Source organism: Nocardia sp. NPDC051570 (assembly GCF_044454005.1).
In the GTDB taxonomy this organism is placed as follows: Bacteria; Actinomycetota; Actinomycetes; order Mycobacteriales; family Mycobacteriaceae; genus Nocardia.
Window position 1 is genome coordinate 359425 of record NZ_JBITDI010000006.1, and the last position, 14440, is coordinate 373864.

The 14440-nt window shown below is 64.9% G+C and carries 15 protein-coding genes; 12 read left to right on the forward strand and 3 right to left on the reverse strand.

Annotated elements, in window-relative coordinates; translation table 11 throughout:
- The 5 genes from ACIA76_RS17855 to ACIA76_RS17875 all read left to right on the forward strand — a co-directional run bounded on the left by ACIA76_RS17855 (position 1) and on the right by ACIA76_RS17875 (position 4251).
- Positions 1 to 894, forward strand: a complete 894-nt coding sequence (locus tag ACIA76_RS17855) for a carbohydrate ABC transporter permease (RefSeq protein ID WP_397152898.1) — start codon at positions 1 to 3, stop codon at positions 892 to 894.
- Positions 894 to 1718, forward strand: coding sequence for a carbohydrate ABC transporter permease (locus ACIA76_RS17860; RefSeq protein ID WP_397152899.1), 825 nt, complete (start codon positions 894 to 896; stop codon positions 1716 to 1718). Before ACIA76_RS17855 ends, ACIA76_RS17860 begins: the two co-directional genes overlap by 1 nt.
- Positions 1719 to 1728: 10 nt before the next feature.
- On the forward strand, positions 1729 to 2841 hold the full coding sequence (locus tag ACIA76_RS17865; RefSeq protein WP_397152900.1) for an ABC transporter ATP-binding protein: 1113 nt from the start codon (positions 1729 to 1731) through the stop codon (positions 2839 to 2841).
- Positions 2842 to 3031: 190 nt separating this feature from the next.
- Positions 3032 to 3565, forward strand: coding sequence for a hypothetical protein (locus ACIA76_RS17870; RefSeq protein WP_397152901.1), 534 nt, complete (start codon positions 3032 to 3034; stop codon positions 3563 to 3565).
- A gap of 29 nt (positions 3566 to 3594) precedes the next feature.
- Positions 3595 to 4251 (forward strand): hypothetical protein, encoded by a 657-nt coding sequence (locus ACIA76_RS17875; RefSeq protein ID WP_397152902.1) that lies wholly within the window; start codon positions 3595 to 3597, stop codon positions 4249 to 4251.
- A 69-nt stretch (positions 4252 to 4320) separates the two neighbouring features.
- On the opposite strand, the gene ACIA76_RS17880 is transcribed toward ACIA76_RS17875, so the two are convergent.
- From ACIA76_RS17880 to ACIA76_RS17890, 3 genes are all read right to left on the reverse strand, one after another.
- Positions 4321 to 4476 (reverse strand): DUF397 domain-containing protein, encoded by a 156-nt coding sequence (locus ACIA76_RS17880; protein WP_397152903.1) that lies wholly within the window; start codon positions 4474 to 4476, stop codon positions 4321 to 4323.
- Positions 4473 to 5354, reverse strand: coding sequence for a helix-turn-helix domain-containing protein (locus ACIA76_RS17885; RefSeq protein ID WP_397152904.1), 882 nt, complete (start codon positions 5352 to 5354; stop codon positions 4473 to 4475). The genes ACIA76_RS17880 and ACIA76_RS17885 overlap by 4 nt, the downstream gene beginning before the upstream one ends.
- A 368-nt stretch (positions 5355 to 5722) precedes the next feature.
- Positions 5723 to 6595, reverse strand: coding sequence for a LysR family transcriptional regulator (locus tag ACIA76_RS17890; RefSeq protein WP_397152905.1), 873 nt, complete (start codon positions 6593 to 6595; stop codon positions 5723 to 5725).
- A gap of 108 nt (positions 6596 to 6703) precedes the next feature.
- Between ACIA76_RS17890 and ACIA76_RS17895 the strand changes: the two genes are divergently transcribed.
- The 7 genes from ACIA76_RS17895 to ACIA76_RS17925 all read left to right on the forward strand — a co-directional run bounded on the left by ACIA76_RS17895 (position 6704) and on the right by ACIA76_RS17925 (position 14426).
- Positions 6704 to 7702, forward strand: coding sequence for a 4,5-dihydroxyphthalate decarboxylase (locus ACIA76_RS17895; RefSeq protein WP_397152906.1), 999 nt, complete (start codon positions 6704 to 6706; stop codon positions 7700 to 7702).
- 340 nt (positions 7703 to 8042) lie between these two features.
- Entirely contained in the window at positions 8043 to 9563 is a 1521-nt protein-coding gene (locus tag ACIA76_RS17900; protein ID WP_397152907.1) for an HNH endonuclease signature motif containing protein, read from the forward strand.
- 290 nt (positions 9564 to 9853) lie between these two features.
- Entirely contained in the window at positions 9854 to 10429 is a 576-nt protein-coding gene (locus ACIA76_RS17905) for a DUF3558 domain-containing protein (RefSeq protein ID WP_397152908.1), read from the forward strand.
- A gap of 95 nt (positions 10430 to 10524) precedes the next feature.
- A complete protein-coding gene (locus tag ACIA76_RS17910) occupies positions 10525 to 11253 on the forward strand; it encodes a hypothetical protein (RefSeq protein ID WP_397152909.1) in 729 nt (242 codons plus the stop codon).
- 19 nt (positions 11254 to 11272) lie between these two features.
- Complete coding sequence (locus ACIA76_RS17915; protein ID WP_397152910.1) at positions 11273 to 12526, forward strand: hypothetical protein; 1254 nt, start codon at positions 11273 to 11275, stop codon at positions 12524 to 12526.
- Complete coding sequence (locus ACIA76_RS17920) at positions 12523 to 12987, forward strand: hypothetical protein (RefSeq protein ID WP_397152911.1); 465 nt, start codon at positions 12523 to 12525, stop codon at positions 12985 to 12987. The genes ACIA76_RS17915 and ACIA76_RS17920 overlap by 4 nt, the downstream gene beginning before the upstream one ends.
- Positions 12988 to 13163: 176 nt before the next feature.
- Positions 13164 to 14426, forward strand: coding sequence for an MFS transporter (locus ACIA76_RS17925; protein WP_397152912.1), 1263 nt, complete (start codon positions 13164 to 13166; stop codon positions 14424 to 14426).
- Positions 14427 to 14440: the final 14 nt, after the last annotated feature.

Below are 14440 nucleotides of genomic sequence, written 5' to 3' on the forward strand. Positions count from 1 at the left end.
ATGAGCGATATCTCGCGCGCCCAGGGCTGGCGCCGCCGCGGGCCCCTGCTGCCCGCGCTGATCTTCATGATCGTGGTCACCCAGGTGCCGTTCGTCTTCACCCTGTACTACTCCACGCAGTCGTGGAATCTGGTGCGCCCGGGTTCGCGGCATTTCACCGGCCTGCAGAACTACGCGGAGGTGTTCCGCGACAGCCAGTTTCGCGAGGTCACGCTCAATACCGTGATCCTGATCGCGGGCACGGTGATCGTCTCGGTGATCCTCGGGCTGCTGTTGGCCCTGCTGCTCGACCGCGCCTTCCTCGGCCGCGGCATCGTGCGGACGCTGCTCATCACGCCGTTCCTGGTGACTCCGGTCGCGGCGGCGCTGATCTGGAAGACGACGATGCTCGATCCGGTCTTCGGCCTGATCAACTTCGTGCTGAAGCCCTTCGGCGTCGGCCAGGTCGACTGGATCAGCAAGTATCCGCTGCCCGCGGTGATGGCGGAACTGGTCTGGCAGTGGACGCCGTTCATGATGCTGCTGATCCTGGCCGGGCTGCAGTCGATGCCGCGCGATATCACCGAGGCCGCCCGGGTCGACGGCGCGAACGCGCTCGGGATCTTCCGCGAACTCACCCTGCCGCATCTGCGCCGGTTCATCGAACTGGGTGCGGTGCTCGGGGCGATCTACCTGGTCAACACGTTCGACGCCGTGTACATGATGACCTCGGGCGGACCGGGCATCGCCAGCTCGAATCTGCCCTTCTACATCTATCAGCGCGCATTCCTCGGCTTCGATATCGGCCAGGCCGCGGCGATGGGCGTGGTCACCGTCATCGCCACCACCGTCGTCGCCACGCTCGCGCTGCGCCTGTTGTTCAGGTCCTTCACCGGGAAAGAGGAGGCGGCCTGATGAATGCCAAGCGGCGCGATCGATCCGGTATCGGCTGGGGCGTGCTGGCCTGGGTGGTCGGCATCGGGATGTTCTTCCCGGTGCTGTGGATGGTGATCACGGCCTTCAAACAGGAGGGCGACGCCTACACCGATCCCCCGCGGGTGGTGTTCACCCCGACCCTGGATCAGTTCTCGGCCGTACTGAACAGCGGTATCGGCACGACCCTGCTCAATTCGGCGTTCGCCACCATCGTCTCGGCGATACTCGTTCTGGCCCTGGGTATTCCGGCCGCGTTCGCGCTGTCGCTGCGCCCGATCCGGCGCACCCGCGACGCGCTCATGTTCTTCATCGGCACCAAGATGCTGCCGATCGTGGCCGCGATCGTGCCGCTGTATGTGATCGTCGGCGATATCGGACTGCTCGACAATATCTGGGCCCTGGTCATCCTCTACACCGGCATGAATCTGCCCATCGCGGTGTGGATGATGCGCTCGTTCTTCCTCGAGGTGCCCGGCGAACTGCTCGAGGCCGCCGGCATGGACGGCGCCGGAACGATCACCTCCATGCGTGAGGTGATCCTGCCACTGGTCTCGCCCGGCATCGCCGCCACCGCCCTGATCTGCGTCATCTTCTCCTGGAACGAATTCTTCTTCGCGGTGAATCTGACCGCGGTGCAGGCGCAGACGATTCCGGTGTATCTGGTCGGCTTCATCACCGGCGAGGGACTGTACTGGGCGCGACTGTCCGCGGCCGCGGTCCTCACCGCCCTGCCCGTCGTCCTGGCCGGTTGGCTCGCGCAGAACAAGCTGGTGCGTGGCCTGTCCTTCGGCGCGATCAAGTAAGGAAACATCCATGGCCACAGTGCGTTACGAGAACGCCTCCTGCCTCTACTCCGGGGCCGACACCCTCGCGGTCGACTCCCTGGATCTCGATATCGCCGACGGTGAGTTCATCGTGCTGGTCGGGCCGTCCGGCTCCGGCAAATCCACCGCGCTGCGCATGCTGGCCGGGCTCGAGGAGATCGATACCGGATCGATCCGCATCGACGGCCGGGATATGGTCGGCGTGCCGTCGAAGGACCGCGATATCGCCATGGTGTTCCAGAACTATGCGCTGTATCCGAGCAAAACCGTCGGCGAGAATATGGGTTTCGCGCTGAAGATGATGAAAGTGCCGCTGGCCGAACGTAAACGCCGCGTGGCCGAGGCCGCCGAACTGCTCGGCCTGACCCCCTACCTGGATCGCAAACCCGCGAAACTGTCCGGCGGACAACGGCAACGGGTCGCGATGGGCCGCGCCATCGTGCGCGAGCCGCGCGTGTTCTGTATGGACGAACCACTGAGCAATCTCGACGCGAAGCTGCGCGTGCAGACCCGCACCCAGATCGCCGCGCTGCAACGACGGCTGGGCACCACCACCGTCTACGTCACCCACGATCAGGTGGAGGCCATGACCATGGGCGACCGCGTCGCGGTCCTGCGTGACGGCCGACTGCAGCAGTTCAGCACCCCCGCCGAACTCTACGACCACCCGGCCAACGCCTTCGTCGCCGGATTCATCGGCTCACCGTCGATGACGCTGTGCACGGTGCCGGTGGTCGCCGACGGCGTCGACCTCGCGGGGACCACGGTGCCGCTGCCCCGCGACCGGATGACCCGCATCGCCGAGGCCGGGCTGACCACGGTGACCATCGGCGTGCGCCCCGAACATCTCCAATTGCGCGGCGATACACCGGCTTTCGCCGTCACCGTCGAACTGGTCGAGGATCTCGGCAGCGAATCCTACGTCTACGCCCGTATCCCGGGTGCGCCCGTCACCGGCCTCGACGGCGACGAGGTCACCTTCGTCGCCCGCTCCCCCCAGCGCGCACCCGCCCGCCCCGGCGAGTCGATCACCCTGCATATCGCCGACCCCGCCGCCATCCACCTGTTCCACCCGGCGACGGGAAATCGAGTCGAAGGCTGACATTCGAATACGTGAACATTCCGGTATGTGAATGATGTTGTTACACAACATCTTTGACTGGACATCGATTTCACAATTGCGCCACCCGAACCCGCCCCCGCAACCCCGCCCCGAGAGTGAGAATTACTTCCACTCGAAACAGCCCGGCACGCAACAGAACTCGCCGCGGCCCCCACGGAGGCGAAACACCATGCTGCACACCACCAAAGCCCTGCTCTCGGCGGCATCCGCCACCTTCGGACTCCTGATCGGCCTGCCGTTCGCGGCCGCGCACGCCGCGCCGCAGACGACCACCGCCTACATCACCTCCTACGGCTACAACGACAACGACGACGGCAACGGGCACTACGGCACCGCCGTCATCGCCTATCCGCAGATCCACCAGCAGGCGACCGAGGATCTCGGCACCTTCGATCACCCGAGCACCTTCGCCACCGACCAGCACGAATTCGCCCCGGGCACCAAAATCTATGTCGCCCACCTGCGCAAGTACTTCATCATGGAGGACGGCTGCGTGGAGTGCACGGCCGATTGGAGCAAGCACAAGTACCACGTCGACCTGTGGATGGGCCCGGCCAGCACGCAACCCGAACCCGCACTGGACGACTGCGAGGCATCCATCACCGACAACTTCGCCATCATCGCCGACCCGGACCCGAGCCTGCCGGTCGATACGAATCCCATGTTCTCCGACGGTAAATGCACCGTACACACCTACGGATAACCTGCGGATACGAAGCGAAGGTCGAACTCGTGAAGAAGCTGTTCCTTGCCGCATGCATCATCCTCGCCCCGCTCACGTTCGCGCCCACCGCGTCGAGCGACCCGGTCCAGGCTCGAGACTGGACGCCGGACGCACCGACCTTCAGCGCGCAATTGTGCAACGGAGGCCGAACCGATTCCGGGGGAAGCACTTTCATCCTGCCCGCCAGCGCACCCGACGCATCGGCGAAGGGAGCGTGTGACAACGGAGCCGCACGCGCCGAACGCCGATACCAGGGCTACGCGGGCGGCACGGGCAACTACTCCGACGGAATCCGCCGATTCGCAGGCACATTCACCATCCACGATATGACCGGCGACCGAATCGCACTGAAGCAGACGTTCAACGGAAACGAAGGCCCGTACTTCCTGCTCGCCGTCGACCGGAACCGTCGCCTGTACAACGTCGAGGGCGGAGCGACGATCGCCCCGGCGGGCACGGCGACCGACGGCACTCCGGTGCGGGTCGAAACCGTGCACGACACCGCGCGGCACACCCTGCAGGTCTACATCGACGACAAGCTCGCCTACACCGACACCAACGCCCCCGGCGGAGAGTTCTACGACAAGCTCGGCGCGTATCAGACAGCCAGCGGCTCCGGTCCCATCACCGTCGCGTGGAGCGAGGTGGGTTTCTGGCATCAGTGAGGCGATCCGCCGATGTGGTCGGTGTCAGCGATCCAGGTCGCCACGGGAGGCGGCGGCGTTGAAGGCCGACTACTCGGTGGGGGTGAAGAGGAGTGCGGGGGCGGTGGGGTTCTTCGAATGCCACACGGCGACAAGGGTGTTGGGGAGGTGGGCCACCTCGACACAATTCTCTTTGGCGTTACTGCGGCTGCTCTTGAACCATCTCGGGGCTGACAGGTCGATCATGTCGCGTACTCCCTCGCCGCCTGCCGAAGCAATGCTCGGCTGGCCACTGGATCGAGTGCATTCCGTTGAAGGGCATCGTATCCCTCTTGGTACTTCAGAACGGTTTCTCGTTTGGTCAAGTACAGAACGCCCCGATACGTCTCGACAATCACTACAGGACGTTCGGCTGCCTGACCACGCCTGTTGACACCGAACTCGAAGCTTACGAACGGTCCACCCGACATACCCAAGGGGAAGCCCGTGCTGAGCGGGAGAATCTGGAGGGTGACGTTTGGGCGAGTACTCATATCCGCCAGGTGTTTACACTGCGCCGCCATTACCCGCGATCCGCCGACCGTTCCCCTGATAACCGACTCTCGGATGATCACGTTATAGGTCGCGGGATCGTACCTACGTGTAATGCACATCTGTCGTCGCATCCGATGCTGGATCCGCTGCGCACGCGACTCGGGGCTCTCCTCCGGATAAGCGGCGAGCATGACCGCTCCGGTGTACGCGGGAATCTGCAGGAGCCCCGGGACGAACTCGGCTTCGTAGGTCGTTATCGTGCGGGCCGAGGTCTCCAACCCGACGAAGATCCAGACTGTGGATGCTGGCAACTCCTGGTACTCCCACCACCAATTGAGCTCATCACCCTGCGCGGCAAGCAGCAGCAACGCCGCAGTCTTCCCGTCATCGAACTCATAGACCCGACACAACGCCTCGACCTCGAGCTCCCGAACGCGAGCCCTCAGCCCCTGCTCGAGCCGCTGTATCGTGCTCCCGCTGCGCTGAATCGAAACCCCCGCCTGTTCCAGCGTGAGCCCCAAGGCCTTTCGCCCATCCCGCAGCGCCTTCCCCAACTGCCGCCGAGCCAACGTCGAGTTCTCCTCATCCACAGCCTGCCTCCCATCAGGATTTCCCATTCGGATTGCGACAGCACACCACCACACAACCCACCCTGCCCCCGGCATCCAGCATTCTCATGCAATCCCCACATAACCCCAGGAAGACTCCCACTTTCAACCCACCTCACAGATCAAATCGAAGACCCGGCCGGACCCACCCGACGAACAGAGCACCTACAGTGCCGAGCTGCGATTCGATGGTGATCAGACCGCGATTCGCGACTGAATCCCCCGGCATGTCAGGAGACTTCATCTCTCGAGGAGGATGGAGTCGTGTCGTCGAGGAAGAAGTACCCGGCCGAGTGGCGTGAGCGGGCTGTGCGGATGTTCGTGGAGATTCGGACGGTTCAGATGTCGGCTCAGACGCCGCTTTCGTCATCGCGGAGACTGTAGCTGCGCTCGGCAACCTGGACGAAGCTGCGGATCAGCGGGCTGCGAGCGGTTTTCAGCCATGCGACGACGAGGCTGCTCGGCAGGCGATCGTGGAATGGCACGGCGACGAGGCCGGTGGGCAGCGGCTGGTCGACGGGGGCGAGCGCCGACGTTCCATTCCACACCACCGCTTGCAGGCATTCCTGGATCGTCCGCATCACCGGCGCTGTGTCGTCGTGCGCGTCGCAGGTCCAGTACGCGGTCCATACCGGGTCGACGCCGGGTGGCAGCCGGACCCAGCGGCGGCCGGTCAGGTCGGTCGCCGACACCGAAGAGCGATGGGCGAGCGGGTCGTCGTCCCGCATCACCAGGCCGACGGGTACCGAGCGCAGGATGCGCATGTTGATGCCGTTGTCGTCGAAGGGAGTTCGAGTCAGCGCCACGTCGACGAGCCCGGCGTGCAGTCCGGCCGTCGGATCGCCGAGATCGGCTTCGTGGACGCGGACATTTACCTGCGGATGGCGTGCCCGGAACACTGCGACCAGCCGAGTGCCGACGTGTGCGGCCGTATCCGCCAGCGTCCCGATTGTGAGGGTCGCCGACCCCGCGGCGGTCACCCGGCTGCGGATCCGGTCGGCTTGCGCCAGCAACGCACTCGCCTCGTCGTACATCGTTGTGCCGGCGGGAGTGAGGGCGACGCCCTTCGGGGTGCGTTCGAACAGGAGGACGCCGAATTCGTCCTCCAGCTCCCGGATCGCCCGGCTCAACGGCGGCTGTGTCATGTGCAGGCGGTTCGCCGCCCGGCCGACGTTTCGCTCCTCCGCGACCGCCACGAAGTATCGGAGCAAACGAAGATCCACCACAACACGATACCTACGCGGTATCGGGTTTGCGGAGATGGTCTTGGACGGGCGGCCCACCTGCGGCGAAGGATTGAAAGCGTCGAGCAGACAAGGAGATTCACGCTCATGACCGACCACACTCTCAGCATCGGGTGCTTCCGATACGACACGACGCAGGCACTTTTCGACGGGAGCGTTACCGTCGACGGCAGCGACGTCACGATGAAAACCGCCGCCACCCTGCCGGAGATCTTCGACCGGCTGATCCGCGGAAACGAGTTCGACATCGCCGAACTCGGCCTCACGTTCTACCTGCGGCTGCTCGAAACAGGCTTGCCGTACGTGGCGTTACCGATCTTCCCGAACAGGGTGTTCCGGCACTCGTGCATCTTCGTCAACACCCACAGCGGCATCACCCACCCCGCCGCTCTCACCGGACGGACCATCGGAGAATTCGGCACCTACGGCCAGGACTCCGGCGTGTGGGCCAAAGGGATCCTCATGGACGAGTACGGATTCGAGCCCGAACAGAACCGCTGGGTAATCGGTGGCCTCGAATCACCCATGCCCCCTTTCGATTTCATCCCGCACCCGCACCCGGCCGATCTCACGGTAACCACCACACCCGAGGGAGCGACACTGAGCGCGATGCTCGACGCGGGTGAGATCGACGCCCTGTTCTCGGCGAACGTTCCGCAGTGCGTACTCGACGGATCTCCGAACGTCACCCGGCTGTTCCCCGACTTCGAGCCCCTCGAACGCGACTATCACCAGCGGACCGGGATCTTCCCGATCATGCACACCATCGTCGTCCGCAGGGATCTGCTGCGGGAGCGCCCCGGCCTCGCGCGGGACGTCTACCGCGTCTTCTCCCAAGCGAAAGACACTGCCGCCGAATACTATCGCCGCAACCGCAGACTGTACGAAGTCCAAACCATGGTGCCGTGGATCAACGCGTTGATCGAACGCAATAGTGAACAGTTCGGCGACAACTGGTGGCCCTACGGCATCGCAGCCAACCGCACCGCCCTCGATACCTATCTGCGCTACCACTTCGAACAAGGCTTGTCCTCGCGACGGTGGCAGATCGAGGACGTCTTCGCCCCAGAGTTACTCGACAACTAGCGGTTCTATCACGTCCCAAGGGACGGCAATGTGGCGTCGAAAACTGAAGAGATGCCATAGCTTTGCGACTGAAGGCGAGAGTTGCGGCGTGAGACAAGCTATAAAACCGCAGGTCAAGGCATCGTCACATGCCAATGCCGATGAGACCCTACAGCTTCTACCTCGAATGTGCCCGCCGTCGGGCATCAGCAACTCGGCCCACGCGTATTGCCCGGTGCCGAGATAGCGGAACAGGATGGACCGCCTCGCTTGCCGCACCAGGGTGCACGACACGCGGAAAGTGTTTGGTGACCAGTAGAAGTCGCTAGCGTGTCGCTAGTGAGGTCGGTAGGATTCGAACATGCGAGCGATTCCCGCCCTGATCACCGATCCGTCGGTCGAGGCGGCGGCGTGCGCGCTGGAGAACGCACTGGCACAGGTGGTGAAGGTCCGCACGGACGCGTTGTCGAATCGGGATCGGCTGGTGCTGCTACAACGCCTCGAGGTGGTTGCTCGTGCGGTGCCCGCGGTCGGGTTGGAACTGGTCGCGCAGCTGCATGAGCAGTGGAGCAGCACCGAATTCGCCACCGGCACGCTGGTCGATACCCTCGCCGACGGGTTGCGGATCAGCCCGGCCGAGGCGCGAGCGCGGTGGCGGGCCGCTGATGATCTGGCCCATCACACCGGTCTCACCGGTGAGGTCATCGATCCGATACTGCCCGCGACCGCCGCCGCCCACGCCGAGGGCGTGATCGGTCCCGCGCATGTGAAGATCGTGCGCGATGTCATGGCGCATCTGCCGTGTGTCGTGGACGCGGAAACCAGGGCGCGGGCGGAGGCCGAGTTGGCCGGGCACGCACGGGTATTGCGGCCCGACCAGCTACGCAGGGTGGCCGACAAGCTGGAGGCCCTGGTGAATCCGGATGGCACGTTCACCGATACGGATCGGGCGCGGCGGCGGTCGTTCACGATGGGTCGCCAGGGCCGGGATCTGATGAGTACCTGCACCATGGTCGCCGATCCGCAGTTGCGGGCATATCTGGAGGCGGTGTTCGCCAAGTACGCCAAGCCCGGTGCCTGTAATCCCGACGACGACACACCGTGCGTGGACGGTGAACCCGGTACAGACGCGCAACGGCGAGATACGCGCAGCGCGGGCCAGCGTCACCATGATGCATTGAAGGTGGTGTTGCGGGACTCGATCGCGTCGGGCCGGTTGGGGCAGCATCGGGGATTGCCGGTGACGGTGATCGTATCGATGACGTTGCGGGAGCTGGAAGACGCGGTCGCCGAGCATGATCCGACTGCCCCGAAGGTGGGTGTCGGCGGGGCGCGTGTGGTGACCGGAGACGGCGGAAGGCTGCCGGTCAGCGGGCCGCACGTGGCGACCGGGGGTGGCGCGATGCTGTCGGTCGGTGACGCGGTGCGGTTGGCCTCGCACGCCCATCACTATCTGGCCTTGTTCGACGACGCTGACGGTCGTCCGTTGTATCTGGGGCGGTCCAAGCGGATCGCGTCGGCGGATCAGCGGATCGTGTTGCACGCCCGCGATATCGGGTGCACCTTCCCGGGCTGCACCAAGCCGGGGTTGCTGTGCCAGACCCATCATCGGACCGAGTGGGCCGAGGGCGGGAGGACCGATGCCGATCAGCTGACCTTCGCCTGCGAACCCCACCACCGACTCGCGGGCACGACCGATGCCCACTGGCGTGCGGTCGCGGCCCCGGTCGGTCACCACAGACCCGGTCGCACGCGGTGGATCCCACCGGCGCATGTGGATCGGTGTCAGCGGCCACGGATGAATCGGTATCACCATCCGGGCGAATACCTCACGTCCACAACAGAATCCGGGTGTGATGAACCCGGCGCATTATCGGGCTGATAACGCGCCCTGCTCGAGGCTGTATCGTGCTCCCGCTCCGCTGAATCGAAACCCCGGCCTGTTCCAGCGCGACAGCACACCACCAGACAACACACCCTGTTCCCGGGCATCCAGCATTCCCATACAATCTCCACATAACCCCAGGAAGACTCCCACTTCCCACCCGCTGCAGAGATCAAATCGGAGACTCGGTTAGGCTGCGTGCTGTCGTTCGGGGCAATTGTCCTATTCGGTGCAATTGTTCGAAGGTAGCTGGGAGGGGAGGGCGTAGCCCTATGCAACGAGCCCAAATGGCCGGTTGGGTACTCGTCACGACTTTGGCATTGTCGGCGTGCGATAGCGGAGATTCGGGAGGGCATACCGCGAAACCGTCGCTGCGGGTATCCGTACCCCCGGCACCGGCGCAGACCGGAACCAAGCAGGTGCGCTTCGATCCGTGCGTCGAGATCGGTGACGATGTGGTCAGCCGTGTGGGGTTCGACCCGACCACTCGGGAGCGCGACGCGGGTGAGATCGTCTCGGACCTGCTGACCAGCATCGGCTGCAGTTTCACCAGGACCGCCGTGGTGAACGGCGAGAAGGCACTCACCGGTAGCGTCACGATCAAGTCGATCAACCAGACCCTCGACGAGATCCGGGCCAACGACAGGCGCTCGGTCTTCGACTCCGCCCCGATCAACGGCCGCGAGGCCGTGCTGTACAAGACTCCGAACCTTCCGGGAATGTGCTCCGCGGCGGTCTCGTCCCCGGACGGAATCCTCGACGTCGGCCTGGTCGTATTCCCCGGCCCCGCACAGGTTCCCACTCCCTGCGACCAGATTCGCGAACTGGCCGTGGCTTTCACCGCGCCCCTAGGCACGAAGTAGCCGCTCGCGTGTCGCGCATGACCCGGTTCGTTCGAGGGGGCGGGATCACCGTCCAGCTCGTCAGAATCGCCTTATTGCTGGTTACCGCCATCGCAGTGCTGAGAGTCGCACTGTGGATCGGCAATCCGTACCTGGACCAGACCGAGCCGCCCGAGCGAGCGGCAACGACGTGGCGGCCGCCGCCCGGCCCCGCCGAACCGGCGGATCCGCCCCTACCTCCCGGATTCCCATCGATGGGTGTTCCGCCGCCGATGTCCGCGGCGTCTACCGGGAACCCACAACCCGTACCGACCCGATACGGACTGACCTATAGCGTGCCGCCCGGCGCCGGATGGCGGCCCAGCAATCAGGCGGTAATGGGGTGGACCGACGAATCGAGCGGCGCGACCATCGTCGGCTACGGCGCGGTGAGCGATTACGGCTACGGCTACTGCCCGACCACCGAGGGGTCGGCACTGGCCACCGTCGGGGCACGCGGGCGCAGCGGAATCGATATCGACACCGCGGCACGGACGGATATCGATAGGGCCGAAAAGATCTTCTCCGACAACAAGTCCGGCCAGAAGGCGGCGGTCACGATCGCCGGGCCGATCACGTCGACGATCTCCGGCCGACCGGCCGTTCGCTACACCGCGCGGATCACGAACATCCCCAAGAAATCCCAGTGCGATCCGACCGAGGCCGGATTCGACATCATCGCGACGCCGGCATACGCCTCCGCCGAGGTGGCGGTGTTCATGGTCGAACACCATCTGGGACTACCGAAGTCGCTGTCGGATGCCGATATCGACCGAATCATCGAATCAGTCGTCAAGACACAGTAAGAGCGAAGGACAACAGCGGGTGGGCGAGACATTCAAGGCGAATCCGAGTGAACTGGCGGGGTTCGGCGTCCTTGTCGGCGGAATAGGCGAGGACGCCGCCACGGCGGCGACCTTCATCGGCACGGAGGGATATCCCGCATCCTGGTTACACGGCCCGATCATCGATGGACTGCTGGCCCCGGTCCGCGGCGCGGCCGACGGCACCAAATCACGCATGGACACCCTCGCGGACACGACCAATGTAACCGGCCTCGAATTGAACAAGGCCGCCTGGATGTACTCCGACCAGGACAACAGAAGTTATGACGCACTGAACAACCACACCTACCTCGGCCCGGTCGGACCGGGTAAGCCGAATACGACCCCCGGCACTATCGAGGCCTTCGGGGTGACCGAGGCCTATGCCTCGCCCGCGAGCTATTCCAAGCCCGAGGAGTTCACACTCGACAAGCCGCAGGCGAACAAGGAGGATACCGCCGCGCTCATCGGTGAGGTCGCCCCCGTCCTCGGCGATCTCAACGAGACGATCAAGAACATCACGCGCACGGCGGGCAGCGAGATCGACCCGCTCGGCAAATGCCTGGAACCGATCCCAGGAAACTGGAGCGAGGTCCGCAGGATCGGCGAGGCGTACAAGGCCGCGGGCAACGGCATGGAGGCATGCGGCAAGAACCTCGAATCCGGGCTCAAGCGTATCGATCCGACCTGGGACGGTAAGGCGGCGCTGTCGTTCAACGACTGGGCGAACCATCAGATCGCGGCCATGAAATGGGAGGGTCCGGTCGGCCGCGTGATCAGCGACGCCCTGGGAGCGGTCGCCGATGAGATCAGGAAGGCCGTCAAGTCCATCCTGCAGAAGCTCTGGGGAATTCTCGAGGACCAGATCGACTTCACCAGCGTCAAGGGAGTATTCAAGACGATCGGTAAGAAGATCCCGCTCGTCGGGCAGGCCTGGGAGATCGTCGACCTCGGGCGAAAACTGTTCACCATCATCGATACCGCGATCAATCTGGTCCAGAAGATCAAGGCCCTGGTCGACAAGGTGAAGAAGCTTCTCGAATTCATCAAGGACCCGATCGGCCAGCTGAAGGACAGGGCCGAGCAGAAGCTCGACGACACCATCGCCCCCATCACCGACTCCGTCCAAGACGCCACCCGAAAGGTGGCCCTCGCCAAGGACGTCGCCGAGATCGCGCGGATCGACAACACGCTCGGCAAACCGAAGGACGGCTACGACGCCGGGTCCGGATCCAACCCGTGGGACAACGCATGAGACCGCAGCGAGGCCGCGACCATGAACCCGACCTCGATCCCACGGTCGAGGCGCTCGTCCGCGATCTGATGGGCGCCGTCGACGATCTGCGCACGGCCCGAATCCAATTGGACAACCTCGATGTCGCCGAGATCCTGCACGAGCGCACCGTGGTGACCGAGGATTTCATGTCCGCTCTCGCCGACGCCGAGGGTGCCTCCCCCGCCCTGCGGGAGTATGCCGCCCGGGTCCGGGCGGGTGAATGCCGCTGGCCGGACATCGAATATCTGGCCCGGCCGATTCCACCGGAGGTAGGCGACCTCGAGGCCTCTCCCAACTACATCTGGCCGTGGAGCCACACGACTCCGGCGCCTCCGGACCCCACTTCTCGCCCGACGCCCGGCGGCAATGTGGTTGGCCCGAGCGACTGGCCCGACGACCTCGACGAGTATCCCACCGAAAAGCCCTGGTGGATAACGTAGCCGATTCGCGCCAGACCCCATAATCCCGGGCTCCTTTCGAAATGCGAAATGTATCGGGAATGTTTTCTGCCTGGACTTCGCATGTGCCCCAATGCATCTCAGAGATATGTCAGAGTAACTGTTGTACGCTTACCACTCGTAGCGAGCGTGACTAGTTCCTATTCTCTGGAGATTACGTGGCAGGCGATGCGGCCGAATCGAATACCGGATTCGGATCCTATATCGGATTGCTGAAATCTCCGGGTGCACTGGTACTTTCCGGTTCCGGCCTCATCGGTCGTTTCCCGGCCTCGATGCGCGCGGTCAGCTGCGTGCTGCTCGTCGCGGCGGTGGCCGGATCGCTGCGGACCGCCGGAACCATCGCCGGGACGATGGTCATCGCGCAGAGCCTCGCGTGGCCGTTCATCGGCCGCCTGGCCGATCGGCTGGGCCAGCGCCCGGTGCTGCTCGCCGGCGGCGTGCTGAATGCGCTGGCCACCACCGCACTCGGCGTCGCGATCGTGCTGCACGCCCCGCTGTGGGTCCTGCTCCCCGCGGCGCTGGGCGCGGGCTGCACGGTGGTTCCGGTCGGCTCCTTCGTGCGCGCCCGCTGGGCGACGCTGGCCACGCCGGACCGATTGCGCACGGCCTATGCCGTGGAGTCGATCATCGACGAGATCATCTTCATCGCCGGACCGCTGCTGGTCGTCGCGGTGGTGACCGGCATACATCCGGCCTCCGGCCTGATCGCCTGTATCGCGCTGACGACTCTCGGCAGCGGCGCGCTCGCACTGCACCGGCGTTCCGAGCCGAAATCCGGACCGGCCCAAGGAATCCGAAGCGCCCGCGCGATCGGCGTCTCCGGCATCCGCGTACTCGTCGTGACCTATCTGGGCATGGGCCTGTTCCTCGGCGCGGTCGACATCACGATCATCGCCTTCGCCCGCGAACATCGGATCACCGAACTCACCGGCCTGCTGATGGCTCTGACCGCGGTGAGCAGCCTGCTGTCGGGCCTGTGGTTCGGCGCGGTGAACTGGCGGGTCGGCCGGGATCGGCTGTTCCTCGTGGCGATCTCGCTGCTCGGCCTCGGCGCGGTGCCGCTCGCCCTGGCCGGTCCGACCCTCGTGATGGCGGCGGCCGCGTTCGTATCCGGCCTGGTGGTCTCGCCGACGTGGATCACCGGCAGCGCTCTGGTGCAGCAACTGGTTCCGGCGGGCTCGCTGTCGGAGGGATTCGCCTGGCTGTCCAGCATCGCCGCGCTCGGATCCGCCCTCGGCATCGCGATCGGCGGACAGCTCGCCGATCGAGGCGGCCATCATCTGGCCGGATGGCTGGCCGTCGGCGGCGGCGTCTTCGCGCTGTGCGCGGCGGTCGCCGGGCGCGCGACGCTACGGGCTGCGGCGGGCCGCGAATCCGGTTCCGCCGCACCAGCATCCGAACTCAGTAAGCAGGCGTGAGAAGTAGTACACAG

What these genes read in the sequence shown, in the direction of transcription:
- ACIA76_RS17880 (WP_397152903.1), bottom strand. Translation starts at nt 4,476, where the DNA reads ATGATCGACCTGTCAGCCCCGAGATGGTTCAAGAGCAGCCGCAGTAAC.
- ACIA76_RS17855 (WP_397152898.1), top strand. Translation starts at nt 1, where the DNA reads ATGAGCGATATCTCGCGCGCCCAGGGCTGGCGCCGCCGCGGGCCCCTG.
- ACIA76_RS17900 (WP_397152907.1), top strand. Translation starts at nt 8,043, where the DNA reads ATGCGAGCGATTCCCGCCCTGATCACCGATCCGTCGGTCGAGGCGGCG.
- ACIA76_RS17860 (WP_397152899.1), top strand. Translation starts at nt 894, where the DNA reads ATGAATGCCAAGCGGCGCGATCGATCCGGTATCGGCTGGGGCGTGCTG.
- ACIA76_RS17920 (WP_397152911.1), top strand. Translation starts at nt 12,523, where the DNA reads ATGAGACCGCAGCGAGGCCGCGACCATGAACCCGACCTCGATCCCACG.
- ACIA76_RS17870 (WP_397152901.1), top strand. Translation starts at nt 3,032, where the DNA reads ATGCTGCACACCACCAAAGCCCTGCTCTCGGCGGCATCCGCCACCTTC.
- ACIA76_RS17905 (WP_397152908.1), top strand. Translation starts at nt 9,854, where the DNA reads ATGGCCGGTTGGGTACTCGTCACGACTTTGGCATTGTCGGCGTGCGAT.
- ACIA76_RS17865 (WP_397152900.1), top strand. Translation starts at nt 1,729, where the DNA reads ATGGCCACAGTGCGTTACGAGAACGCCTCCTGCCTCTACTCCGGGGCC.
- ACIA76_RS17895 (WP_397152906.1), top strand. Translation starts at nt 6,704, where the DNA reads ATGACCGACCACACTCTCAGCATCGGGTGCTTCCGATACGACACGACG.